At 73.9% G+C, this 22581-nt stretch carries 26 protein-coding genes; 16 read left to right on the top strand and 10 right to left on the bottom strand.

Annotated features, from left to right (window positions below):
• The 3 genes from IF37_RS45850 to IF37_RS0118570 form a co-directional block, all read left to right on the top strand.
• Positions 1-387: Clp protease N-terminal domain-containing protein (locus IF37_RS45850; RefSeq protein ID WP_301540338.1), on the top strand; the 387-nt coding region annotated here is incomplete at its 5' end.
• Between the two features lie 46 nt (positions 388-433).
• Entirely contained in the window at positions 434-1438 is a 1005-nt protein-coding gene (locus tag IF37_RS0118565) for a DMT family transporter (protein WP_030743614.1), read from the top strand.
• 192 nt (positions 1439-1630) lie between these two features.
• Positions 1631-2575 (top strand): DMT family transporter, encoded by a 945-nt coding sequence (locus IF37_RS0118570; RefSeq protein ID WP_030743616.1) that lies wholly within the window; start codon positions 1631-1633, stop codon positions 2573-2575.
• A 335-nt stretch (positions 2576-2910) separates the two neighbouring features.
• Here the strand turns inward: IF37_RS0118570 and IF37_RS0118575 are convergent, their stop codons facing one another.
• Positions 2911-3591, bottom strand: a complete 681-nt coding sequence (locus IF37_RS0118575) for a pyridoxamine 5'-phosphate oxidase family protein (RefSeq protein WP_030743623.1) — start codon at positions 3589-3591, stop codon at positions 2911-2913.
• 60 nt (positions 3592-3651) lie between these two features.
• Here IF37_RS0118575 and IF37_RS0118580 point away from each other — a divergent pair, with 60 nt between their 5' ends.
• Positions 3652-4983 carry an aminotransferase class I/II-fold pyridoxal phosphate-dependent enzyme gene (locus IF37_RS0118580; protein ID WP_106981799.1) on the top strand — a complete coding sequence of 444 codons (1332 nt, stop codon included), beginning with the start codon at positions 3652-3654 and terminating at the stop codon, positions 4981-4983.
• 106 nt (positions 4984-5089) lie between these two features.
• Here IF37_RS0118580 and IF37_RS0118585 read toward each other — a convergent pair whose 3' ends face one another.
• A complete protein-coding gene (locus tag IF37_RS0118585; RefSeq protein ID WP_030743628.1) occupies positions 5090-6028 on the bottom strand; it encodes a DMT family transporter in 939 nt (312 codons plus the stop codon).
• Between the two features lie 73 nt (positions 6029-6101).
• Between IF37_RS0118585 and IF37_RS0118590 the strand changes: the two genes are divergently transcribed.
• Together IF37_RS0118590 and IF37_RS0118595 are read left to right on the top strand one after the other, a co-directional pair.
• The gene (locus IF37_RS0118590) at positions 6102-7004 is read left to right on the top strand and encodes a LysR family transcriptional regulator (protein WP_030743630.1); all 903 of its coding nucleotides are present in this window, start codon (positions 6102-6104) and stop codon (positions 7002-7004) included.
• A 141-nt stretch (positions 7005-7145) separates the two neighbouring features.
• Positions 7146-7694, top strand: coding sequence for a GNAT family N-acetyltransferase (locus IF37_RS0118595; RefSeq protein ID WP_030743632.1), 549 nt, complete (start codon positions 7146-7148; stop codon positions 7692-7694).
• Between the two features lie 91 nt (positions 7695-7785).
• Here IF37_RS0118595 and IF37_RS0118600 read toward each other — a convergent pair whose 3' ends face one another.
• Positions 7786-8253: a pyridoxamine 5'-phosphate oxidase family protein gene (locus IF37_RS0118600; protein ID WP_030743635.1), complete on the bottom strand. Its 468-nt coding sequence runs from the start codon at positions 8251-8253 to the stop codon at positions 7786-7788.
• 140 nt (positions 8254-8393) lie between these two features.
• Between IF37_RS0118600 and IF37_RS0118605 the strand changes: the two genes are divergently transcribed.
• Positions 8394-9038, top strand: a complete 645-nt coding sequence (locus tag IF37_RS0118605; protein ID WP_030743638.1) for a cysteine hydrolase — start codon at positions 8394-8396, stop codon at positions 9036-9038.
• Between the two features lie 6 nt (positions 9039-9044).
• Here IF37_RS0118605 and IF37_RS0118610 read toward each other — a convergent pair whose 3' ends face one another.
• On the bottom strand, positions 9045-9545 hold the full coding sequence (locus IF37_RS0118610) for a Rieske (2Fe-2S) protein (protein WP_030743641.1): 501 nt from the start codon (positions 9543-9545) through the stop codon (positions 9045-9047).
• Positions 9546-9715: 170 nt separating this feature from the next.
• Between IF37_RS0118610 and IF37_RS0118615 the strand changes: the two genes are divergently transcribed.
• The 8 genes from IF37_RS0118615 to IF37_RS0118650 all read left to right on the top strand — a co-directional run bounded on the left by IF37_RS0118615 (position 9716) and on the right by IF37_RS0118650 (position 16859).
• On the top strand, positions 9716-10492 hold the full coding sequence (locus IF37_RS0118615; protein ID WP_030743643.1) for a HipA family kinase: 777 nt from the start codon (positions 9716-9718) through the stop codon (positions 10490-10492).
• A complete protein-coding gene (locus IF37_RS0118620; RefSeq protein ID WP_030743645.1) occupies positions 10489-10938 on the top strand; it encodes a DUF3037 domain-containing protein in 450 nt (149 codons plus the stop codon). Before IF37_RS0118615 ends, IF37_RS0118620 begins: the two co-directional genes overlap by 4 nt.
• Positions 10939-11082: 144 nt before the next feature.
• The gene (gene fabG, locus IF37_RS0118625) at positions 11083-11844 is read left to right on the top strand and encodes a 3-oxoacyl-ACP reductase FabG (protein WP_030743647.1); all 762 of its coding nucleotides are present in this window, start codon (positions 11083-11085) and stop codon (positions 11842-11844) included.
• Between the two features lie 22 nt (positions 11845-11866).
• Complete coding sequence (locus IF37_RS0118630; protein ID WP_030743649.1) at positions 11867-12628, top strand: SDR family oxidoreductase; 762 nt, start codon at positions 11867-11869, stop codon at positions 12626-12628.
• A 185-nt stretch (positions 12629-12813) separates the two neighbouring features.
• Entirely contained in the window at positions 12814-14388 is a 1575-nt protein-coding gene (locus tag IF37_RS0118635) for an ABC transporter substrate-binding protein (protein ID WP_030743651.1), read from the top strand.
• Between the two features lie 94 nt (positions 14389-14482).
• A complete protein-coding gene (ung, locus tag IF37_RS0118640; protein WP_030743652.1) occupies positions 14483-15166 on the top strand; it encodes a uracil-DNA glycosylase in 684 nt (227 codons plus the stop codon).
• 147 nt (positions 15167-15313) lie between these two features.
• The gene (locus IF37_RS0118645; protein ID WP_030743654.1) at positions 15314-15826 is read left to right on the top strand and encodes a tetratricopeptide repeat protein; all 513 of its coding nucleotides are present in this window, start codon (positions 15314-15316) and stop codon (positions 15824-15826) included.
• Positions 15827-15947: 121 nt separating this feature from the next.
• Complete coding sequence (locus IF37_RS0118650; RefSeq protein WP_030743656.1) at positions 15948-16859, top strand: Gfo/Idh/MocA family protein; 912 nt, start codon at positions 15948-15950, stop codon at positions 16857-16859.
• On the opposite strand, the gene lnt is transcribed toward IF37_RS0118650, so the two are convergent.
• Together lnt and IF37_RS0118660 are read right to left on the bottom strand one after the other, a co-directional pair.
• Positions 16777-18351, bottom strand: coding sequence for an apolipoprotein N-acyltransferase (lnt, locus tag IF37_RS0118655; RefSeq protein WP_030743658.1), 1575 nt, complete (start codon positions 18349-18351; stop codon positions 16777-16779). The two genes, IF37_RS0118650 and lnt, sit on opposite strands and share 83 nt — an antisense overlap.
• An 85-nt stretch (positions 18352-18436) precedes the next feature.
• The gene (locus IF37_RS0118660; RefSeq protein ID WP_030743660.1) at positions 18437-18913 is read right to left on the bottom strand and encodes a nuclear transport factor 2 family protein; all 477 of its coding nucleotides are present in this window, start codon (positions 18911-18913) and stop codon (positions 18437-18439) included.
• 94 nt (positions 18914-19007) lie between these two features.
• Between IF37_RS0118660 and IF37_RS0118665 the strand changes: the two genes are divergently transcribed.
• Positions 19008-19619, top strand: coding sequence for a DUF4291 domain-containing protein (locus IF37_RS0118665; protein ID WP_030743662.1), 612 nt, complete (start codon positions 19008-19010; stop codon positions 19617-19619).
• A gap of 30 nt (positions 19620-19649) precedes the next feature.
• On the opposite strand, the gene IF37_RS42245 is transcribed toward IF37_RS0118665, so the two are convergent.
• From IF37_RS42245 to IF37_RS0118685, 4 genes are all read right to left on the bottom strand, one after another.
• Positions 19650-19829 carry a hypothetical protein gene (locus IF37_RS42245; RefSeq protein WP_079165797.1) on the bottom strand — a complete coding sequence of 60 codons (180 nt, stop codon included), beginning with the start codon at positions 19827-19829 and terminating at the stop codon, positions 19650-19652.
• A 195-nt stretch (positions 19830-20024) separates the two neighbouring features.
• Positions 20025-20900 carry an undecaprenyl-diphosphate phosphatase gene (locus tag IF37_RS0118675; RefSeq protein WP_030743664.1) on the bottom strand — a complete coding sequence of 292 codons (876 nt, stop codon included), beginning with the start codon at positions 20898-20900 and terminating at the stop codon, positions 20025-20027.
• Positions 20901-21129: 229 nt separating this feature from the next.
• On the bottom strand, positions 21130-21573 hold the full coding sequence (locus tag IF37_RS0118680; protein ID WP_030743667.1) for a hypothetical protein: 444 nt from the start codon (positions 21571-21573) through the stop codon (positions 21130-21132).
• Positions 21574-21684: 111 nt separating this feature from the next.
• Positions 21685-22452 (bottom strand): TVP38/TMEM64 family protein, encoded by a 768-nt coding sequence (locus IF37_RS0118685; protein WP_030743669.1) that lies wholly within the window; start codon positions 22450-22452, stop codon positions 21685-21687.
• Positions 22453-22581: the final 129 nt, after the last annotated feature.

Here is a 22581-nt window from a genome sequence, read left to right on the forward strand (position 1 = left end):
GTCCCCGACGGGGCGGACGACGGTGCCGGCGCGGCGGGCACCGGTGCCGACGGCCGCCCGGCCGCGGTGCCGCCCGCTTCCGCCGCCTGGCCGGACGGCACGGCCAGGGACACCGGGGGCTGGTCGCCCGCCGCGTCCGCCGCGCTCGCGGACGCCCGGGCCCGCGCCCGGCGCCGGGGCGCGTCCCGCGTCACCGGCACCGACCTGCTGGCGGCGCTCGCCGCCGACCCGCGCTCCCGGGCCGTGGAGGTCCTCGAACGCGCCGGCATCCCGGCCCGCGGGCTGACGGAGCGGATCGAGGCCGGGGTCTGGGCCGGGGCTGGGACCGGCAAGCACGCCGACGACGGTGCGGCCCTCGCCCGGCGGCCGGAACCGTCCACCGACTGAGACAGGTGTCAACAGGGGTGACGCTCCTGTCGGCGCCTGTCATCATGTGCCGGTGCATACGTCTGTGAGCAGTCAGGACAGTCCCGGCAAGGGAGCCGGACTCGGTCTCGCGCTCGGCTCGGCACTGGCCTTCGGCGGGTCCGGTGTCGCCGCGAAGCCGCTGATCGAGGCGGGACTCGACCCGCTGCACGTGGTGTGGCTGCGGGTGGCGGGCGCCGCCCTGGTGATGCTGCCGCTCGCGGTACGCCACCGCGACCTGCCCCGCCGCCACCCCGCGCTGCTCGCCGGGTTCGGGCTGCTCGCCGTCGCCGGTGTCCAGGCCTGCTACTTCGCCGCGCTCTCCCGGATACCGGTCGGGGTGGCCCTGCTCATCGAGTACCTGGCGCCCGCCCTGGTGCTCGGCTGGGTCCGGTTCGTGCAGCGGCGGCCCGTCACCCGCGCCGCCGCGCTCGGCGTGGTCCTCGCCGCGGGCGGTCTCGCCTGTGTGGTCGAGGTCTGGTCGGGGCTCGGCTTCGACGCGCTGGGCCTGGTGTTCGCCCTCGGCGCGGCCTGCTGCCAGGTCGGCTACTTCGTCCTGTCCGACCAGGGCGGCGACGCGGGGGCGGCGGCCCCGGACCCGCTCGGCGTCATCGCCTACGGGCTGCTCGTCGGCGCCGCCGTACTGACCGTCGTGGCCCGCCCGTGGAGCATGGACTGGCCGGTGCTGGCGGGCTCCGCGGACCTGAACGGCACCGCCGTACCGGCCGTCGCGCTGCTCGCCTGGATCGTGCTGGTCGCCACGGTCATCGCCTACATCACCGGAGTGCTGTCCGTGCGCCGGCTGTCGCCGCAGGTCGCCGGGGTCGTCGCCTGTCTGGAGGCGGTCATCGCGACCGTGCTGGCCTGGGTGCTGCTCGGCGAGCACCTGTCCGCCCCGCAGGTCGCCGGCGGCGCGGTCGTCCTGGTCGGCGCCTTCATCGCCCAGTCCTCGACCCCCGCCAAGGGCTCCCCGGAACCGGTCGCCTCCGGGGGCGCGGAAAGGGAGTTGTCCGCCCGGGGCACCGCGGCCTAGGGTCGCCGCATGGCGCAGAACGCACTCGTCCTCCCGCCCCCGGCCGCCTGAGGCGGGCCTCCGGGACACGCGCCCGGCGCACGCGCGCCGGGCTGGACGGTGCTGCCCGCGGATGAAGTCAGCGCGCCCCGCCGCAGCGGGACGCTTACGAACTTCCGCGCCTTTCCGGCGCGCTTCCACGGAGAAGATCTGTTGCCGAACGCCGCCTCTGGCCTGCCCGTCGGGCGTGGCCTGCTCCTGTTGATCGTCACCGGTGTCGCCTGGGGCACCGCGGGCGCCACCGCCTCGCTGGTCTACCGGACCAGCGACATGGGCGCCGTCGCCCTCTCCTTCTGGCGCTGCGCGCTGGGGCTCGCCTTCCTGTCGGCCGGCCGCCTGCTGCGCCCGCGCGCTCGCCGCGCCGCCACCGCCCGGTCCCTGCGCCGTACGGTGGCGAGGGCGCTGGCCACCGGAGTCGGTCTCGCCGTGTTCCAGACCGCCTACTTCGCGGCGGTGGCGTCGACCGGCCTGGCCGTGGCCACCATCGTGACCCTCGGCGCGGGGCCCGTGCTCATCGCGCTCGGCGCACGACTGCTGCTCGGTGAGCGGCTCGGTGCCGGCGGGATCGCGGCGGTCGCCGGTGCGCTCGCCGGGCTGTCCGTGCTCACCCTCGGTGGCCCGGCCGCGACCGTCCGCCCGGCGGGTGTGCTGTCCGCGCTGGCCTCGGCCGCGGGCTACGCCCTCATGACCCTGCTCACCCGCCGCTGGGGCAGGGACGGCGACGCGGACACCGCGGGCACCACCGTGGGAACCTTCGCCGTGACCAGCCTGTGCCTGCTGCCGTTCGCCGTCCAGGAGGGGCTGCTCCCGCACACCGCCCACCCGGTCCGGCTGCTGTGGCTACTGCTGTACATCGCCACGGTGCCCACGGCCCTCGCCTACGCGTGCTACTTCGCGGGAGCCGCGGTCGTCCGGTCCGCCACCGTCTCCGTGATCATGCTGCTGGAACCGGTGGCCGCGGCCGTGCTCGCGGTCCTGCTGCTCGGCGAGCGGCTCACGGCGTCCACGACGGCCGGCGCGCTGCTCCTGCTCGGAGCCGTCGCGGGCCTGGCCGCGAGCGAGGCCCGCGACGCCCGGCGACAGCCGGAGCGGCTGTGACCGGCGGGACCGCGCGGGAGCCGGCGCGTGTGCACCCGCCGGGCTGCGCGGCAGCCGGTGCCGGTGTGCCCTGCCGAGCCCTGCCGGAGTCGACCTGCTGACGTAGACCACCCTGGCGTGCCGCGCCGGGTCGCGCGCTAGGCGGCCGGTGGTGACTCGCCGGGCGGCCAAGAGGGGGCTCCGCCCCGATGGTCGCCCTCCGGGCCGCGCCGGAATCGGCCCCATGCACCCCGCCGGGCCGGGCTCCAGGAGGCGGCCCCCCCGCCGGGCCCGGGAGTCGACCCCGGTGCCGCCCACCGGCCCCCGGGAGTCGGCCCCTCCGCGTCCCGGCGTCGCTAGCGCGCCGTCAGGTAGTCCGGGAGTTCGGTGCCCGGTGCCAGGTCGGCGTCGGGGAGCGGGGTGCCGTAGCCCTTGCGCAGCGGGACGACCCCGGCCCAGTGCGGCAGGGCGAGGTCCTCGGGCTCGTCGTGGACGCCGCCGGTGCGGACCTTGGCCGAGACCTCCTCCAGGTCGAGGCGGATCACCGCGGTGGCGGCCAGCTCCTTCTTGTTCGCGGGCCGGGAGTCGGCGGCCCGGCCCGGTACGACGTGGTCGACCAGCGCGTCCAGGGCCAGCCGCCGCTCCTCGGGGTCGGTGACCTCGTGGGCGACGCCGTGCACCACGACCGAGCGGTAGTTGATCGAGTGGTGGAAGGCCGAGCGGGCCAGCACCAGTCCGTCGACGTGGGTGACCGTCAGGCACACCGGCAGGCCCGGGTCGGCCCCGCCGGCCATCCGCAGCGGCCGGGACCCGGTCGAGCCGTGGACGTAGAGCCGCTCGCCGACGCGGCCGTACAGCGTCGGCAGGACCACCGGGGCGCCGTCCCGGACGAAGCCCAGGTGGCAGACGTACCCCTCGTCCAATATCGCGTGCACCAGCTCCCTGTCGTACGAGGCCCGGTCCGCGGAGCGCGTGGGCACGGTCCGGTCGGTCGGCGTGTAGGCGGCGGCCCGGGTGTCCTCGGTCGTGCCCTGCATGGCGGTCCTCCGTAGCGCTTCCGATTGCACCAGGCATTGCACTAGTGCATAATGGATTTTGTGCTAGGAGAGTATCGGATCGAAGGGCGCGGCGCAGCCGAGATCGCCGCCGACGTCGAGCAGGCGGTCGGCGCGGGGCGGCTCCGGCCGGGCCAGAACCTCCCTCCCATGCGGGAGTTGGCCGCTCGACTGGGCGTGAATCCCAACACGGTCGCCGCCGCCTACCGCACCCTGCGCGAACGCGGGGTGATCGAGACCGCCGGCCGCAGGGGCAGTCGCGTCCGCGCCCGACCCGCCACCACCGAGCGGGAGGAACTGCGTGTGGAGGTGCCCCCCGGGGGCCGCGACCTGTCCACCGGCAACCCCGACCCCTCCCTGCTGCCCCGCCTCGCCCCGGCCCTCCTCCCGGCGGCGGAGGAGGGCGACCGGCGGCCCGTCCTGTACGGCGCCGACCCCCTCGACGCGGACCTCGTCCGGCTCGCCCGCGCCGGACTCGACGCCGACGGCGTCCCCGGCGGCCCGCTGACGGTGACCTCCGGCTCCCTCGACGCCGTCGAACGCGTCCTCGCCGCCCACCTCAGGCCCGGCGACGCGGTCGCGGTCGAGGACCCGGGCTGGGGGAGCCTGCTCGATCTGATCCCCGCGCTCGGACTGCGCACGCTCCCCGTCGGCGTGGACGACGACGGCCCGCGCGCCGACGACCTGCGCCGGGCCCTGGAGTCGGGGGCCCGCGCCCTGATCGTGACCGACCGCGCCCAGAACCCGACCGGTGCCTCGCTGAGCGGTGCCCGCGCGCGGGCCCTGCGCGCGGTGCTGGGGCACCACCCGGGGACCCTGCTCATCGAGGACGACCACGGCCACGGCATCGTCGACCTGCCCCTGCACCCGCTCGCCGGCGTGACCCGCCACTGGGCCTTCGTCCGCTCGGCCGCCAAGGTGTACGGACCCGATCTGCGCGTGGCCGTGCTGGCCGGCGACCAGGTCACCGTCGACCGGGTGCGGGGCCGACAGCGTCTCGGCCCCGGCTGGGTCAGCCTGCTGCTCCAGCGGGCCTGGGCCCGGCTGTGGGCGGACGGCGCGGTGGACCGGGCGGCGGTGGCGCGGTCGTACGGCGCGCGCCGGGACGCCCTCGTCGACGCGCTGGCGGAACGCGGGGTCGCCGCCCACGGCCGCAGCGGCATGAACGTCTGGGTGCCGGTCCCGGACGAGACCGGCGCGGTGGCCCGCCTCGTGCGGGCCGGGTGGGCGGTGGCGCCCGGCGCCCGCTTCCGCCTCGCCTCCCCCCAGGGCATCCGCGTCACGGTGTCACCGCTCACCGAGGCGGACATCACCCCGCTGGCGGACGCGGTGGCGGCGGCGGTACGCCCGAGCCCGGCGCGCGCCTACGGCTGACCGCGACCGGGAGAGGGGGCGGGCGGGCGCCGGGTGGTTCGGCCGGTCGCTGAAGGGCCCGGTCGCTGAAGGGCCCGGCCGCCCGGCGGCCCCGCCCCGGCCTTCCTCAGGTGCTCTTCGGCCTGACCTGGGTGAGCGCGGCTCCCGCGAGGACGATCACCGCGCCCACCGGCGTCGTCCACCGCAGCGACTCCCCGAGGATCGCCACCCCCGCGGCCGTGGCGATGACCGGGATGAAGTACGTGACCATCTGGGCGGTGGTCGGACCCACCTCGGCGACCAGCCCGTACTGGATCAGCACCGCCAGCCCCGTCCCCAGCGCGCCCAGCGCGGCCACGGCCAGCAGCGGAACGGGCGCGAAACGCTCGGGAACGCCGGTGAACAGCGGCGTCACCAGGGCGAGCTGCACCGTGGCCAGCAGCAACTGCCCGCCCGTCATCGACAGGTGGGAGTTCCCGGTGCCCGCCAGCGTCCGCCGGACGTAGATCCATCCCACCGGATAGCTCAGCGAGGCCAGCAGCGCCATCGCCGTGCCCGTGGCGTCCAGCCCGTGGAAGCCCTGCCAGACGCCCAGCACCGTCAGCACGCCCAGGAAGCCGAGTCCGAGGCCGGCGACCCGGACCCGGGTGGGCCGGTCCTCGGAGAGCGCGACCAGGGACAGGGCCATCCCCCACAGGGGCGAGGTGGCGTTGCAGATGCCGGCCAGCGTGGACGGGATCGTCAGCTCGGAGTAGGCGAACAGGGAGAACGGCACAGCGTTCAGCAGGAACGCGGCGACCGCCATGCGCCCCCACAGCCGGGCCCCGCGCGGCAGCCGCTCCCGCTTCACGGCCATCGCCGCCACCAGCACCGCCGTGCCGAACGCCAGCCGTCCGAGGGTGACCTGGAAGGGGGCGTACCCCTCGGTCCCCACCTTGATCAGCAGGAAGCTGAAGCCCCAGATCAGCGACAGCGCGCCGAAACGGAGGCGCCAGTCCAGGCGGGCGCGGGGACGGGCGGCGGCGGGAACGGGGAACTGGGTCCGGGGCGTGCTGACCGTGCTCATGGCGCCACGATGCCGGAGGCGACGTCGTAGGACAATCGAGATTTTCCGCCTGGTATCTCTTAGTATCGCTTACATGTTGAACCTGGAGCGTCTGCGCACCCTGGACGCGCTGGCCCGGCACGGCTCGGTCAGCGCCGCCGCCGAGGCCCTGCACGTCACGACGTCGGCGGTCTCACAGCAGCTGGGCAAGCTGGAGCGCGAGATCGGCCAGCAGCTCCTCGCCAAGAACGGCCGCGGGGTACGGCTCACGGACGCCGGCCGGCTGCTGTCGGAGCACGCGGGGCGCATCCTGTCGCAGGTCGAACTGGCCGAGTCGGACCTGGAGGCGCACCGCGGCCAGGTCGTCGGCGAACTTAGGCTGTCGGCGTTCCCCACGGCCGCGCGCGGACTGTTCCCCGCCGCGCTCGGCGCGCTGCGCACCGAGCACCCGGGGCTGCGGGTGCGCTCCAGCGAGCTGGAACCGGAGCAGGGCATCGCCGGGGTCGTCCGCGGCGACCTCGACCTCGCGGTGGTCCTGGACTGGTACAACAAGCCGATGCCCGTGCCCGACGGACTGGTCAAGGAGCCCCTGCTGGACGACCCGGCGGACGTCGCCCTGCCTGTCGGGCACCGGCTCGCCGACCGGGACGAGGTGGAGCTGACCGAGTTCGCCGAGGACGAGTGGATCACCTGGGGCTCGGGCGAGTTCTGCCACGAGTGGCTGATGTTCACCCTGCGCTCCAAGGGCGTCGAGCCGATCGTCGGCCACCGCGCCGGCGAGACCCACACCCAGCTCGGCCTCGTCGCGGCCGGCCTCGGCGTCTGCATAGCGCCGCTGCTGGGCCGCCACCCGGTGCCCGAGGGCGTGGTCCTGCTGCCGCTGAAGCAGCGCGTGCGCCGCCATGTGTACGTGATCTGGCGGGCGGACGCCGACCGCCGCCCCTCGATCCGGGCCGCGGTGGAGGCCCTGCGCACGGCCGCACGGCAGGTCGGCTGAACCTTCCGGCGCCCCCGGCCCTGGGTGCTCGATTCCAGGGGGGGCAGTGCTGTCCCAGGGCAGGTTGACGGAGACGGGTGGAGGGCGTCCGCGTGGGACATCGTCGGCTTCGGCGGTTCCGTGAACGATTACAGTGGCGCGATGTTCGAAGGCAGGTTGGTAAGGCTGCGTGCGCTGCGCTCCGAAGACGCGGAGCATCATCTCCGGTGGCGCAACGATCCCGAAGTGGTGCGCTGGGCCACGGCCGGCGATCCGTGCTTCGGCCCGGTCACGGCGGAGGCGATCGGTCTCGGCTTCGAGACCATGCTGCGTCTGAATCCGAGGGAGTCGGCCGTGTTCACGGTCGAGGACCTGGAGGGCGGAAGCGTGATCGGCATGGCCGATTACCGGGACGTGGACCCGTACGCCGGGGTGGCCACGCTGGGAGTGACCATCGGCGAGCGGGAGTTCTGGGGCCGTGGCCACGGCAGTGACGCGCTGCGGCTGCTCGTGGACCACCTGTTCGGCGCGTACGGCCTGAGCCGGCTGGAGCTGGATACCTGGAGCGGCAACGAGCGCGCCGTGCGCGCCTTCACCAGGCTGGGTTTCCGCGAGGAGGGTCGCCGCCGGTCGGCCGTGCCGCTGGACGGGAAGCGCTACGACAGGGTGCTCTTCGGGATGCTCCGCGAGGAATGGGCGAACCCCGCATGACGGCGTAGACGATCTTCGGGGGCTGTCCGCGGACGCGCGGAGAGGGCGCCGAAGATCACCGTACGATCACTGACCCCTCGGAATGGATCGTCTAGCCGCCGAGCTTGCGGAAGTCCCAGGAGACGATCTTCTCCGGGGTCAGCCGGACCCAGGCGTGACGGCCGTCGTGCGGCATCTCGTCCAGGCCGAAGTTCTTGCGCGCGAACAGCGTCTCGGCCGTGTCCAGTTCGGCGCACGGCTCGCCCCGGCGCGGTACCTCGCCCACGAACTCCACCCGGCCGGCCAGCTCGACCCCGCGTAGTTCGTCGTACTCCTCGCCGGAGTCGACCACGACGGCCAGCCGCGGATCGCGGCGCAACTGCGCCCAGCGCCGGCTGCGCACCACCGAGTACAGCCACAGCGACGTGCCGTCCCAGGCGAACCACAGCGCGCTCACGTGCGGTGCGCCGTCGGCCGACACGGTCGCGACCCGGCAGGTGCGCCGGGTGGTGAGGAACTCGTCCAGCTCCCCGGGCGTCATCATGATCCTCCGGCCCCGGCGCTGCTGCGTGACGGTCATGCGGCCCCCTCTTCTCCCACGTCGTGCCCGAGAACTATCGTGCTCCCACTGATCCTCTGACATCACGTCAGAGAAGGGAACGGGTCGGACACCGGAGCACCGGTACCGGTCCGCACCGGGTCGTCCGCCAAGGGAGCGCCATGCCGTCGTACGAGCACCTCAGCGAACTCCTCGATCCCCCGCGTACCGTCCTGCTCACCGTGGAGTGCCAGCAAGGGGTCGTCGGCCCGGACGGCGCCCTGCCCGAGCTGGCCCGCGCGGCGCGCTCGTCCGGGGCCCTGCGCAATGTGGCCCGGCTGGTCGCCGCCGCCCACACGGCCGGCGTACAGGTGGTGCACGCCATCGCCGAGCGCCGGCCCGACGGCCGGGGCGCGAGCCGCAACGCCCGGCTGTTCCGGGCCGCGGAGCGGCTTCCGGTGCGGCAGCTGAGCGGCAGCACGGCGGTCCGGGTCGCGCCCCCGATCGAGGTCGCCGAGGAGGACTTCGTCGTACGGCGGCTGCACGGGCTGTCCCCGCTGCACGGCACCGGCGTCGACGCCATGCTGCGCAACCTCGGCTGCCACACCCTGATCGTCACCGGTGTCTCGGCGAACGTGGCGATCCCCAACGCGGTGTTCGACGCCGTCAACCTCGGGTACACCGCCGTCGTCCCGGCCGACGCCATCGCGGGGGTGCCCGCCGACTACACCAGCGCGATGATCCGCCACACCCTCGCGCTGGTCGCCACGGTGACGACCACCGACGAGGTGCTCGGCTGCCTCACCCGGGCGCCCGGGCGGCACTGAACCGGCTCAGGCCAGCTTGATCTCGTCGCCGGACACCGTGATCCCGGCGGGGGCCAGCGGCTTCGTCGCGGCCCCCCGCCGCACGCCGCCGTCCGTCACGGAGAACTCGCTGTTGTGGCACGGGCAGCGGATGACGCCGTTCGCCACGCTGCCCACCGAGCAGCCCAGGTGGGTGCACTCGGACGAGAACGCCTTGTAGGTGCCCGCCGTCGGCTGGGTGACCACGACCCCCTGGTCCTCGAAGATCCTGCCGCCGCCCTCGGGGATGTCGGCCGTCCTGGCGAGCACGGTGCCGCCCGCGGAGCCGCCGCCGTCCGGCGCGGAGCCGCCGGAGCCGGACCCGCCGGACCCGCCGGACCCGCCGCCGGACCCGCCGGCGGACCCGCCGGTGGAGGCGTCGTCCGAGCCGCAGGCGGTCAGCGCGGCGGTGAGTCCCGCCGCTCCGGCCGCCGCCATGACGGTTCGGCGGGCCGGTCCGGCCGGGGGGTGGAGGGGTGCGCTGGTCATGGGGAGTTCCCTTCCGCGAGCCGCTCGTGGTCCGCCAGGGGGTACGGCCGGGGGCGGGCGGCCGTTCAGAGGGGCACCCGGACCCTCGTCCCGCGGTGCCGCGCGGGGCGTGGCGCCACGGCCGCGGGACGGCTGTCGGACACCGGGCCGTGCCCCAGTAACCTGGGGCGATGCTCAAGGAAGTCACCGCGACCCGCTACATCACGCCTCTGCGTGAGGGCGGCTCGCTGCCGGGGCTCGTCGAGGCCGACGACTTCGGGACCTATGTCATGAAGTTCACCGGCGCCGGACAGGGCCGCAAGACCCTGGTAGCCGAGGTGGTCTGCGGCGAACTCGCCCGGCGCCTCGGATTCCGCATGCCCCGCCTGGTCACCGTCGAGCTGGACCCGGTCCTCGGGCTCGGCGAACCCGAACAGCAGGTGCAGGACCTGCTCCGGCACAGCGGCGGCACCAACCTCGGGATGGACTTCCTGTCCGGTGCCCTCGGCTACGACCCGCTCGCCTTCCCGGTGGCCCCCGAGGAGGCCGGCCGGATCGTCTGGTTCGACGCCCTGATCAACAACGTCGACCGCTCCTGGCGCAACCCCAACCTGCTCGTGCACCGGGGCGAACTGTGGCTGATCGACCACGGCGCCACGATGATCTGGCACCACAACTGGCCCGGTGCCGAAGCCTCGGCGGCCCGCCCCTACGACGCCTCGGACCACGCCCTCGCCCGGTTCGCCCCGGACGTCACGGCCGCCGCGGCCGAGCTGGCGCCCCGGGTCACCGAAGACCTGCTGGCCGAGGTCACCGCCGAGATCCCGGACGTCTGGCTCGACGGTGAACCCGGCTTCGACACCCCGGACGACCTGCGCCGGGCCTACGCACGGCCGCTGCTCGCCCGGGCGGCCGTCATCGCCGGGCGGATCACCGGCATCGGCTCCGCGACCGAGGAGGGCAAGTGAGCGAGCGCCACATCCACATGGCCGGCCATGTGACCGAGCGGCACATCACCCGGGCGGGCCAGGGCGGCGACCGGGACGTGTTCGAGTACGCGCTGCTGCGGGTCGTACCGCGCGTGGAGCGCGGGGAGTGCATCAACGCGGGCGTGGTCGTCTACTGCCGCGCCCGGGCCTACGTCGGCGCCCGCACCCATCTGGACGAGGCACGGCTGCTCGCGCTGGACCCGGCCGCCGACGTCGCCGGGGTACGGGCCGCGCTGCGGGCGGTCGAACGGCACTGCGCGGGCGGCGAGGAGGCCGGCCAGGCGGCCGGTGACGACGCCGGGCGCCGCTACCGCTGGCTGATCGCGCCGCGCTCCACGGTGGTCCAGCCCGGGCCCGTGCACACCGGCCTGACCGCCGATCCGGCCGCCGAGACGGAACGGTTGCTTGACCTCCTGGTGAGGTAATGGATCACACCGGCCCGGTGGGCCGTTGACACCGGGTGCCGGGGCTTCTAGCGTCACGGGTGCTGAAGGTACTAAGCGGTCGCTCACCGCACGAGGGGCCCCTCCCGGGCCCGACAGTTCTCTCAAGGGCGAGGAGAAACAGCAATGTCCACCACTGAACAGCGGGTCGCGGTCGTCACCGGTGCGGCGCGCGGCATCGGCGCCGCCACCGCCGTACGGCTGGCCGCCGAGGGCCGCGCGGTCGCCGTGATCGACCTGGACGAAGCCGCCTGCAAGGACACCGTCGAGAAGATCACCGCCGCCGGCGGCAAGGCCATCGCGGTCGGCGCCGACGTCTCCGACGAGGCGCAGGTCGAAGCGGCCGTCGCCCGGATCGCCGAGGAGCTGGGCGCCCCGACGATCCTCGTCAACAACGCCGGTGTGCTGCGCGACAACCTGCTGTTCAAGATGAGCGTCTCCGACTGGGACACGGTCCTGAACGTGCATCTGCGCGGCTCGTTCCTGATGACCAAGGCCGTGCAGAAGCACATGGTGGAGGCCGGCTGGGGCCGCGTCGTCAACCTCTCCTCCTCCTCGGCGCTCGGCAACCGCGGCCAGGCCAACTACTCCGCCGCCAAGGCGGGCCTCCAGGGCTTCACCAAGACCCTCGCCATCGAGCTGGGCAAGTTCGGCATCACCGCCAACGCCGTCGCCCCGGGCTTCATCGCCACCGAGATGACCAAGGCCACCGCCGACCGGGTCAAGATGGACTTCGACGACTTCAAGAAGGCCGCCGCCACCCAGATCCCGGTGCAGCGTGTCGGCGAGCCCGAGGACATCGCCAACGCCATCGCCTTCTTCACCGGCGAGGCGGCCGGCTTCGTCTCCGGCCAGGTGCTGTACGTCGCCGGCGGACCGCTCGACTAGGGGATGCGGAGGTAGCACGGACATGACTGAACTCCCCGAGCTTTCCGGCAAGGTCGCGATCGTCACGGGCGCGAGCCGCGGCATCGGCTACGGCGTCGCCGAAGCGCTGGTCGCGCGCGGCGACCGCGTCGTCGTCACCGGCCGCACCGAGGACACCCTGAAGGAGGCCGTCGAGCGGCTCGGCGCCGAACGGGTCATCGGCGTCGCCGGCAAGGCCCACGACCTGGACCACCAGACCCAGGTCGTCGAACGCGCCATGGAGACCTTCGGCCGGGTCGACTTCCTGGTCAACAACGCGGGCACCAACCCGGTGTTCGGCCCGCTCGCGGACCTCGACCTGAACGTCGCCCGCAAGGTGTTCGAGACCAACGTGATCTCCGCCCTCGGCTTCGCCCAGAAGACCTGGCACGCCTGGCAGAAGGACAACGGCGGCGCGATCGTCAACATCGCCTCGGTCGCGGGCCTCGCGCCCTCGCCGTTCATCGGCGCGTACGGCGTCAGCAAGGCCGCGATGATCAACCTGACCCAGCAGCTCGCGCACGAGTACGCGCCGCGGGTGCGGGTCAACGCGATCGCCCCGGCCGTGGTCAAGACCAAGTTCGCGCAGGCCCTGTACGAGGGCCGGGAGGAGGAGGCCGCGGCGGCCTACCCGCTCGGCCGGCTCGGGGTGCCCTCCGACATCGGCGGTGCCGCCGCGTTCCTCACCTGCGCGCAGTCCGACTGGATCACCGGTCAGACCCTCGTCGTGGACGGCGGGATCTTCCTCAACGCGGGCGTGGGCTGAGCACCTCCCGGGCGCCGATTTCCGGACGGATCGGCGCCCGGAACACCCCCGGAGTCCGCACTCCGGACTGACAACGTCGTCATCGCGAAATCGATCAAGAGCCCTTGTTCCAGGGGAGGTTCAGGCGTCCGAACGCTGCGGTATGGTCTGCCGACCCTTGGTACGGCGGATCGAGGAGCGTGCGCGTGTTCAACCGGAACCGATTCCTGCGGAGAGTCGCGGCGATCACGTCTCTGTCGCTGGTCACCGGATGCGGCCTGCTGTCCGACGGCGACCCCGACGACCAAGGGCCGATCGTCGTGGGCACCACCAGCGCCCCCAGCACCCTGGACCCGGCCGGAGCCTGGGACGGCTCCTGGGAGCTGTACCGCAACATCTTCCAGACGCTCGTCGCCTACCCGAACGGGGCCACCACCCCCCAGCCCGACGCCGCCGCCGGCTGCGCCTTCTCGGACTCCACCAGCCGCACCTACCGCTGCACACTGCGCGCCGGCCTCAAGTTCTCCGACGGCGACCCGCTGACCGCCGAGGCCGTGCGGCACTCGATCGACCGCATCCGCGCCATCGACGCCCCCGGCGGCCCCGCCGGGCTGCTCGGCAGCCTGGACCGCGTCGAGACCTCCGGCGACCGCGTCGTCGTCTTCCACCTCAACCAGCCCGACGCCACCTTCCCCTTCGTGCTGGCCACCCCCGCCATGTCGATCGTCGACCCGGACGACTACCCGGCCGGCTCGCTGCGCGAGGACGCCGAGGTGCACGGCTCCGGGCCCTACCGGCTCCGGTCCTACGAGGACGGCCAGGCCGTCCTGGTCCGCAACGACACCTACCAGGGTTTCGCCAAGCCGAAGAACGACGCGGTGACCATCCGCTACTTCAAGGACTCCGCGGGCATGGTCAAGGCGCTGCGGGAGAAGCGGATCGACGTCACCTACCGCGGTCTGGGCGCCGACGACATCCTCGCCCTCCAGGAGCACGACAGCCGGAACCTGCAACTGGTCGACGGCGCCGGCACCGACATCAGCTACCTGGTCTTCAATCCCGAGGACCCCTGGGCCAGGCGGCCCGCCGTACGCAAGGCCGTCGCCCAGATCGTGGACCGGGGCGCCATCGCGCACAAGGTCTACAAGGACACCGTCGACCCGCTGTACTCCATGGTCCCCAGGGGCCTCACCGGCCACGCCACCGGCTTCTTCGACGACTACGGCGACCCCAGCGTCCCCAAGGCCCGCAGGATCCTCGCCGGGGCCGGCATCACCCGGCGCGTCCCGCTCACCCTCTGGTACACCACCGACCGCTACGGCTCCGAGACGGCCCTGATGTTCCAGGAGCTGAAGAAGCAGCTGGAGGGCTCCGGCCTGTTCACCATCACCCTCAAGAGCCGCCCCTGGAACAGCTACGTGGTCGGCTACCAGAAGGGCCGGTACCCGGTTTTCGGGCGCGGCTGGTCCCCGGACTTCCCCGACGCCGACAACTTCATCGCCCCGTTCGTCGGCGAGCACAACGCCCTCGGCACGCCCTATCCGGCCAAGGAGATCACCGGCCGGCTGCTGCCGCACGCCCGCGGGGAGAGCGACCGCGCCAAGACCGTCGAGGACGTCGAGGCGGCCCAGCAGATCATGGTGGACGACGCCCGGCTGATCCCGCTCTGGCAGGGCCGGCAGTTCGTGGCGGCCAGCGTCGACATCTCCGGCGGCGAGCAGGCCCTCGACCCGTCGACGATCATGATGATGTGGATGCTGCACCGCAAGACCAGCTGGTGAGATGCCCTCCCGGCACTGATTGTCAGTGGTCGCCTGTAGGTTCTGAAGCCTGGAAGTGACCGCACTGGTTGATCGACATCGTGAGGACGTTGACGTGACCGACATCGCCATGCTGCCCGAATCCTGGCGCGGGGTTCTGGGTGACGAGCTCCAGCAGCCCTACTTCAAGGAGCTGATCGAGTTCGTCGAGGAGGAGCGGGCGAAGGGCCCCGTCTACCCGCCGCGCGAGGAGGTCTTCGCCGCGCTGGACGCGACGCCGTACGAGCGGGTGAAGGTCCTCGTCCTCGGCCAGGACCCGTACCACGGCGAGGGCCAGGGCCACGGCCTGTGCTTCTCGGTCCGCCCCGGGGTGCGGACCCCGCCCTCGCTGCGCAACATCTACAAGGAGATGCAGGCGGAGCTGGGCCTGCCGATCCCGGACAACGGCTATCTGATGCCGTGGGCCCGGCAGGGCGTGCTGCTGCTCAACGCCGTGCTCACCGTCCGCGCCGGCGAGGCCAACTCGCACAAGGGCAAGGGCTGGGAGAAGTTCACCGACGCCGTGATCCGCGCGGTGGCCTCCCGGCCCGACCCGGCGGTCTTCGTCCTGTGGGGCAACTACGCGCAGAAGAAACTCCCGCTGATCGACGAGACCCGGCACGTGGTGGTCAAGGGCGCGCACCCCTCGCCGCTGTCCGCGAAGAAGTTCTTCGGCTCCCACCCGTTCACGCAGATCAACGAGGCGATCGCCCGCCAGGGCCACGAGCCGGTCGACTGGCGGATCCCGAACCTGGGCTGACCCGGGCGGGACGGGGCGGGTGCGAACCGCCCGCCACGGCCCGCAGTTGACCGGCCGCCCGCCGCGCGACGGCGCCGCCTGACCGGGAATCGCGGCCGCGCCGGTTAGCGTCGGAACGGACGATCGACGACGGCCCGGAGGGACACCGTGGCGGAGCGACAGGGGCAGGAGGCGCCGGACGCCCTGCCGACGCGGATCGGGCAGGTCGTGATGTTGCACCACGGCGGTGACCGCGAGGAGGCCCGCAGCCGTCTCCTCGACCTGTGGGCGGAGGTCGGCGAGGACGGCGATCCGCTGCACCGCTGCACCCTCGCCCACTACCTGGCCGACACCCAGGACGACCCGGCGGACGAACTCGCCTGGGACCTGCGGGCGTTGTCGGCGGCCGAGGAACTGAGCGACGGCCACGCGGGCGGCGACCCGGCCAGCGTCCAGGGCTTCCTCCCGTCCCTGCACCTCAACCTGGCCGCCGACTACGTCAAACTGGGCCGCGCCGAGGCCGCCCGCAGCCATCTGCGCCGGGCCCGCAGCACCGCGGGCTCCCTGGCCGACGACGGCTACGGCGACGGGGTCCGGACCGCGATCAGCCGCCTGGCGCTGCGGCTCGACGAGGACGGCGCCCCGGGCGGCGACGGCTGGACACCGCCCCGGCCGCGTTAGGACCCCGCCGGCGTTCCCCGCCGGCGTTCCCCGCCCGCGCTCCGCCGCGCGCGGTGCCGCCGACCGCCGTCCCCGTATGCTTCCGGCAGGGAACACGCAGGCCAGCGGTGGAGGAGAGCACGTGAAGGTCGGCTGCATCGGACTCGGGGACATCGCACAGAAGGCGTACCTGCCGGTGCTGGGCACGCAGCCGGGGATCGACCTCCATCTCCAGACCCGCACGCCCGCCACCCTGGACCGGGTCGGCGACACCCTGCACCTGCCCCGCGAACAGCGGCACGCCACCCTGGACTCACTGCTCGCCGCCGGCCTGGACGCGGCCTTCGTGCACGCGCCCACCGCCGTCCACCCCGAGATCGTCACCCGGCTGCTGGAGGCGGGCGTCCCGACCTACGTGGACAAGCCGCTCGCCTACGAACTCGCCGACTCCCGAAGGCTCGTGGAACTGGCCGAGGGGCGTGGCGTCTCGCTGTCCGTGGGCTTCAACCGCCGGTACGCCCCCGGCTACGCCCAGTGCCTGGACCACCCGCGCGAGCTGATCCTGCTCCAGAAGAACCGGGTCGGGCTGCCCGAGGAACCGCGTTCGATGATCCTGGACGACTTCATCCACGTCGTCGACACCCTGCGGTTCCTGGTGCCGGGCGACATCGACGACGTCACCGTCCGCGCCCGCGCCGAGGGCGGGCTGCTCCACCACGTGGTGCTCCAGCTCAGCGGGGACGGCTTCACCGCGCTCGGGGTGATGAACCGGCTCAGCGGCTCCGGCGAGGAGGTCCTGGAGGTGTCCGGACAGGACACCAAGCGCCAGGTGGTCAACCTCGCCGAGGTGATCGACCACAAGGGACAGCCGACCGTGCGCCGGCGCGGCGACTGGGTGCCGGTGGCCCGCCAGCGCGGCATCGAGCAGGCGGCCCTCGCGTTCCTGGACGCCGTACGGTCCGGGCGGGTGCTCAGCGCCAGGGACGCGCTGGCGACCCATGAACTGTGCGAGCGGGTGGTGCGAGCGGTGCACGACCGCCACGGCGCGGCCTGACCGCCCGCACCCCCTCGGCCGCCCCCAGCACGGCCAGCACCAGCAGCGCGCCGGGCACCGGCCAGTCGCCGTGCCGGACGTACGGCGTGACGCCGTGCGCGAGTGGTACGTCGTACACGCGCGCGGTGCTCGCGCCGGTGCCCAGCCACGGACCGAGGCGCCGGCCGTCCGGCCCGTACACCGCCGAGACGCCGGTGAGGGTGGCGTGCACCATCGGACGGCCGGTCTCGGCGGCGCGCAGCGCGGCCAGCGAGGCGTGCTGCTCCGGCGCCCAGCTGTGCTGGAAGGACGAGGTGGAGGACTGGCCGAGGAGGACGTCCGCGCCGTCCTCCGCCAGGTGCCGGCTCATGTCCGGGAACGCGGTCTCGAAGCAGATCAGCGGACCGACCCGCAGCCCGTGCCCGACGTTCATCACGGTCTGCCCGGTGCCGCGCTGCCGGTCCTCGCCGGCGGCGCGGCCCACGGAGGTGGCCCAGCCGAACAGCGAACGGGCCGGTATGTACTCGCCGAACGGGACCAGCCGCATCTTGTCGTACCGGTCACCGGTCGGGCCGTGCGGGCCGACCAGCACCGAACTCTTGTAGATGCCGGGCCGGTCGGCGCGGCGGGCGTCCACGTTCACCAGCAGGTCGGCGCCGGTCGCCCGGGACAGCGCGGCCAGCCGCCGGGCCAGGTCGGGCCGGTCGTCGAGGTCGAAGCCGACGCTGGACTCGCCCCACACCACCAGGTCGACGCCCCGCCCGGCGAGCCGCCGGGTCAGCCGCTCCTCCCGGTCGAACCGCCGGTCGCCGCTGTCCTGTCCGGCCACGACACCCGGCTGCACGACGGCGATCCGCACCCGTCCGTCGACGTCCGGACGCGGCGCCCACACCCACGCGGCCGAGGCCGCGGCGGCCGTGGCGAGCAGCGAGGCCAGGGCCGGCAGGCGCGCGGCGCGTACGGCGAAGAGCACCGCCACCGCCACGTTGACGGCCACCACCAGGAAGCTGAGCAGCCACACCCCGCCGACCGAGGCCAGCCGCAGCGCCGGGTCCACCTGCCACTGGCTGGCGCCCAGCATGCCCCACGGCCCGCCGAGGCCCTGCCAGGACCGGACCAGTTCCACGGCCAGCCAGGCCGACGGCAGCACCAGCAGCGCGGCGGCACCCCGGCCCGCCGACGGCTCCCCGCCCAGCAGGCGGCGCACCAGCACCCCCCAGGGCGCCCAGAGCAGGCCCAGCAGCGCGGCTATCAGGAAGATGAACACGTGCAGGCTCGGCAGCAGCCAGTGGTGGACGGCGAGCAGGAAGCCGAAGCCGCCGCACCAGCCGTCGTACGCGGCCCGCCGGGCGGTCGGCGCGGAGCGGGCCAGCAGGATCCACGGCACCAGGGCGACGTACGCGAACCACCACAGGGACGGGGCCGGGAACGCGAGTACGGGCAGGGCGCCCGCGAGGGCGGCGGTGGCCGAGCGACGCCAGGGGGAGGCCAGCCAGTGGTTGATCGTCCTCATAGGGACCCTTCCTACCCAGCTGTGCTTCCAGTGTGCGCCGGTGAACGGTGCCGGTGTCTCCCGCGGTCCCGCCGCGCCGCGCCGCTCACCTCACGGCGGGGCCCTCCGCCGGCAGGCGGCGCCACTTCTCCCGCACCACGACCTCGCGCAGGCGCCAGCCGTCCGGTGTGCGCAGCAGCCCGAAGTCGTAGCGGCCGCCGCACACCAGGTCCGGTGCGGTGGAACCGGCGGCGCCCGCGAGGCGCATGGGGTTGAGGTAGTCGGCGCGGACGCGGGCGGTGTCACCGCTGTCCTGGTCCAGGACGCCGAACCGCACCTGCCGGTTGACGATCAGGTGCTGGCGCATGGCGAACGCCGTCAGGCTCTCCGCGAGCCAGGCGGCGACCCGCTCCGCGTCACCCTCGATGCCGCCCGCCGAACGGTAGTCGGCCCGCCCGTCCGCCGTGAACAGCCCTCGGTACGCCTGCCAGTCACCGTCGTCCACCGCCACCGCGTACGCGGTGACCAGGTCGTCCACGGCCAGCCGGTCCCTCACGGTCGCGAACTCCGCGCGCTGCGTCATCGGCACAGTGTTGGGCACGGCGGACGCCGAGCCAAGAGGTGTGCGCGGTGAATATTCGGTGGTGCGGGCGGCGGCGTCGGCCGAACCTGTCCTGGTGAACGGAGAACACGCCGAGAGCGAACCCAGGTTCCGTGTCCGCGCCCGCCACACGGACGCCACGGTCACCGTCTACCAGGCATACCGCCCGGGAATCGGCCGCCCGGCCGCCCGCACCGGCCGCTTCCCGCCGAGCTGGAAGCGGGACCGGATGACCTGGATCAAGCCGTCGTTCCTGTGGATGATGTACCGCTGCGGCTGGGGCACCAAGGCGGGCCAGCAGACCGTCCTCGCCGTCGAGATCACCCGCGAGGGCTTCGAGTGGGCCCTGCGCCACGCCTGCCTCTCCCACTACGTGCCCGCCCTGCACGCCGACCGGGCGGCCTGGAAGCGGGAGCTGGCGGCCAGCCCGGCCCGCGTCCAGTGGGACCCGGAGCGGGATCTGCACCACAACCCGCTGCCGTACCGGTCCTTGCAGCTCGGCCTCGCCGGGGAGGCGGCGGCCCGGTACGCCGACGAGTGGATCACCGGCATCGAGGACGTCACCCCGTTGGCCACGGAGATCCACGCGCTGGTGCGCGCGGGGGAACGGGAGCGGGCCGGCCGGCTGCTGCCCGAGGAGCGGCCGTATCCGGTGGCCGGCGAAGTGCTCGCGCACCTGCTGGCGTAGGGCCGCGCCGGGGTGCCGGGGGGCCGGGGGTCAGGCCGCCTCGATGACCCGGCCGCGCATCGCCGCGGCCCACTCGATCACCAACAGCTCGTACTCCGCGCGCTCCTGGGCCGACAGGGTGCCGCCCGCACGCAGCCACAGCGCCCGGATCTGCTCGTTCACCTCGGCGGCAGACCGCACGGAACCAGGGGACGGGGAATCGGGGGACATGCGGGACAGCCTAGGGGTAAGCACTGACCGTGCGCTACCAGGCCGCTACGCAGACGGTATGGGGTTGGTCACCGGCGCCGTGCGCCGGACCGTCCGCGACCGGGAAGTGCCGCGCAACCGCGAGGCGTTGAGCTGGTCACGGGCGCGCGCGGCGGCGCGGGGAGGATGTCCGGAAGCGGGGGTCCGGACGGGCCGTCAGCCCGCCGACTCCGCCGCGTGCGGGCTGAGGACGCCCGCGGTGACCAGGGCGATGATGACGATGCCGAGGGCGACGCGGTACCAGACGAAGGGCATGAAGCTCTTGTTGGAGATCCACTTCATGAACCACGCGATCACCGCGTAGCCGGAGGCGAACGCGATCACGGTGGCGAACAGGGTGGGCCCCCAGTCCACATGGCCCTCGCCCACCGAGTCCTTCACCTCGAAGGCGCCGGAGGCGAGGACGGCGGGGATGGCGAGGAGGAAGGAGTAGCGGGCCGCGGCCTCCCGCTTGTAGCCCATGAACAGGCCGCCGCTGATGGTCGCACCGGAGCGGGAGACGCCGGGGATGAGGGCGCATGCCTGGCAGAGGCCGAAGATCAGGCCGTCCTTGACGCCGAGGTTCTCCAGCGTCTTGCGCTGCTTGGGCGCCCGGTGGCGGCGGCCGGTCTCGTCCCGGGCCGCCAGCCGGTCGGCGATGCCGATCACCACGCCGACGACGACGAGCATGGTCGCGGTGATCCGCAGATCCCGGAACGGCCCCTCGATCTGGTCCTTCAGCGTCACGCCCAGCACACCGATCGGGATGGAGCCGACGATCACCAGCCAGCCCATCTGCGCGTCGTGGTCGTGCCGCATCGACTTGTCGAACAGCGACCGGAACCAGGACACGATGATCCGGCCGATGTCCTTGCGGAAGTAGATGAGGACCGCGGCCTCGGTGCCGATCTGGGTGATCGCCGTGAAGGCCGCGCCCGGGTCCTCCCAGCCCGAGAACGCGGCGGTCAGCCGCAGGTGGGCGCTGGAGGAGACGGGCAGGAACTCGGTCAGCCCCTGGACGAGTCCGAGGACGAGGGATTCAAACCAAGACATGAAGGTAGGGGGTCCAAGTGCTGGAGAGAAATGGTGATCATGTGACGAGGGCAGCGTAGCGGTCCCGGGGGGCGGCGGGGCAACGGGGGCCGGACAGCCGGCCGCCCGGACGGCGGCAGGACGCGCGCACGCGGTGCCCCGCGGAGCATGTGCGGGGCGGGCGGACTCGCCAACGCGATGATCCGGGAGGGCGTCTGGGCCCCGGCACCCGCCGGGGTGCCGGCGCCGGTCACCGTGCCATGACCCGCCCGGCGGCGGCGACCAGCTCGTCGGTCGCCGCGATGGCGGCCTCGCGGCGGGCGGCCAGCGCCGTGCGGTCGGCGGCGTCCCGGAGGCCGAACGCGGCCAGGGCGGCCCTGCGCGCCGGTTCGGCGAGGGCCGGTTCGAGGACGGAGACCGCGACCAGGGGGGCGGTCACGGCCGAGCGGGTGGCGTGCGACGCCGCCCGGGCCGCCGCGACGGCCTCCTCACCCGCGCCGTTCAGCGCGAGGTCCTCGCGGTGCCACAGGGCGCGCCGGTGGTCCCCGAGGGCCGCGACCAGTTCGCCCAGCGCCACCCGCAGGGCCTCCGCCCGGCGTTCGGCGCGGGCGTCCCGCTCGCGCCGGATCTGGAGCAGCCCGGCGAGCGCGCCGCCGAGCAGGGTGCCGGCCACGGCGATGACGCTGGACCACATCGGACGTCTCTCCTCGGGGACGCGTCTGCCCTGGGCGCGCAGGCGATCAGGGACATGGCGCACGGCGTGTGGCGCACGGGGGTGTTGCGCGGCGGCGGAGGGCGCGACGGCTCAGCGGCCGGCCAGCCGGTGGCGCTTGCGCCACGCCACCACCGTGCCCGCCAGGGCCGGTACGGCGATGCAGGCCATCGCGATCAGGAAGGCGGGGGAGGTCGGCGTCGAGGCGCGGGCGCCGGCCACCGCGTAGGCGGCCGTGTTCGGGATCGAGCCCAGGCCGGTCGCCAGCAGGAACGGCAGCCAGCCCATCCGGGAGACGGCCGCGCAGTAGTTCGCCGCCCAGAACGGCACGCCGGGGAAGAGCCGCAGGGCCAGCATGGACCGGAGCCCGTGCCGGCTCAGCTGTCCGTCGGCCGCCTTCAGCCAGCGGCCCCGCAGCAGTGGGCGCAACGCGTCCTGCCCGAGCAGCCGGCCCAGCCCGAAGGACACCCCGGCGCCGAACACCGTGCCCGCGAGCGCCGCCGCCAGCCCCAGCTGCGAGCCGAACAGCGCGCCCGCCGCCAGGTTCAGCAGGGGACGCGGCACGAACGCCACGGTGCACAGCCCGTACGCCGCCGCGAACACGACCGCCGCCGCGACGCCGCCGAGCTGCGCCGGCCAGCCGTGGGTCAGCAGCCGCTGCGGCTCGCACAGCAGCACGCCCACCGCCGCGCCCGCCAGCAGCGCGAGCAGCAGGGACAGCCGGGCGTAGGGGGAGAGCAGCAGTCGCGTGCAGCGGACGGACAGTCCTGGGCGGCGCGGTGGGGACGCGGGGACGAGGAGTTGGGTGGCGGCGGCCGGGGGAGCGGCCGTGGCGGTGCCAGAGCGGTTGGCATCGAGCATCCGGTGACAGTAACCGACAAGCGGGTGTGATCGCCGTATGGTCCGTCTCACCACCGGCGCGGACAGGGCCCCGCCGGACCCACCGTTCCGGCGGCCGAACGAGCCCGCCGGAAGGAACCGTTCGCCCGA

This window comes from Streptomyces sp. NRRL S-31, from assembly GCF_000718775.1.
In the GTDB taxonomy this organism is placed as follows: Bacteria; Actinomycetota; Actinomycetes; order Streptomycetales; family Streptomycetaceae; genus Streptomyces.

Bases quoted from the DNA above. Each gene is read 5' to 3' on its own strand.
- IF37_RS0118575 (WP_030743623.1), bottom strand. From the start codon at position 3,591: ATGCAGGGCACGACCGAGGACACCCGGGCCGCCGCCTACACGCCGACC.
- IF37_RS0118585 (WP_030743628.1), bottom strand. From the start codon at position 6,028: ATGAGCACGGTCAGCACGCCCCGGACCCAGTTCCCCGTTCCCGCCGCC.
- IF37_RS0118590 (WP_030743630.1), top strand. From the start codon at position 6,102: ATGTTGAACCTGGAGCGTCTGCGCACCCTGGACGCGCTGGCCCGGCAC.
- IF37_RS0118595 (WP_030743632.1), top strand. From the start codon at position 7,146: ATGTTCGAAGGCAGGTTGGTAAGGCTGCGTGCGCTGCGCTCCGAAGAC.
- IF37_RS0118600 (WP_030743635.1), bottom strand. From the start codon at position 8,253: ATGACCGTCACGCAGCAGCGCCGGGGCCGGAGGATCATGATGACGCCC.
- IF37_RS0118605 (WP_030743638.1), top strand. From the start codon at position 8,394: ATGCCGTCGTACGAGCACCTCAGCGAACTCCTCGATCCCCCGCGTACC.
- IF37_RS0118610 (WP_030743641.1), bottom strand. From the start codon at position 9,545: ATGACCAGCGCACCCCTCCACCCCCCGGCCGGACCGGCCCGCCGAACC.
- IF37_RS0118615 (WP_030743643.1), top strand. From the start codon at position 9,716: ATGCTCAAGGAAGTCACCGCGACCCGCTACATCACGCCTCTGCGTGAG.
- fabG (WP_030743647.1), top strand. From the start codon at position 11,083: ATGTCCACCACTGAACAGCGGGTCGCGGTCGTCACCGGTGCGGCGCGC.
- IF37_RS0118630 (WP_030743649.1), top strand. From the start codon at position 11,867: ATGACTGAACTCCCCGAGCTTTCCGGCAAGGTCGCGATCGTCACGGGC.
- lnt (WP_030743658.1), bottom strand. From the start codon at position 18,351: ATGAGGACGATCAACCACTGGCTGGCCTCCCCCTGGCGTCGCTCGGCC.
- IF37_RS0118660 (WP_030743660.1), bottom strand. From the start codon at position 18,913: ATGACGCAGCGCGCGGAGTTCGCGACCGTGAGGGACCGGCTGGCCGTG.
- IF37_RS42245 (WP_079165797.1), bottom strand. From the start codon at position 19,829: ATGTCCCCCGATTCCCCGTCCCCTGGTTCCGTGCGGTCTGCCGCCGAG.
- IF37_RS0118675 (WP_030743664.1), bottom strand. From the start codon at position 20,900: ATGTCTTGGTTTGAATCCCTCGTCCTCGGACTCGTCCAGGGGCTGACC.
- IF37_RS0118680 (WP_030743667.1), bottom strand. From the start codon at position 21,573: ATGTGGTCCAGCGTCATCGCCGTGGCCGGCACCCTGCTCGGCGGCGCG.
- IF37_RS0118685 (WP_030743669.1), bottom strand. From the start codon at position 22,452: ATGCTCGATGCCAACCGCTCTGGCACCGCCACGGCCGCTCCCCCGGCC.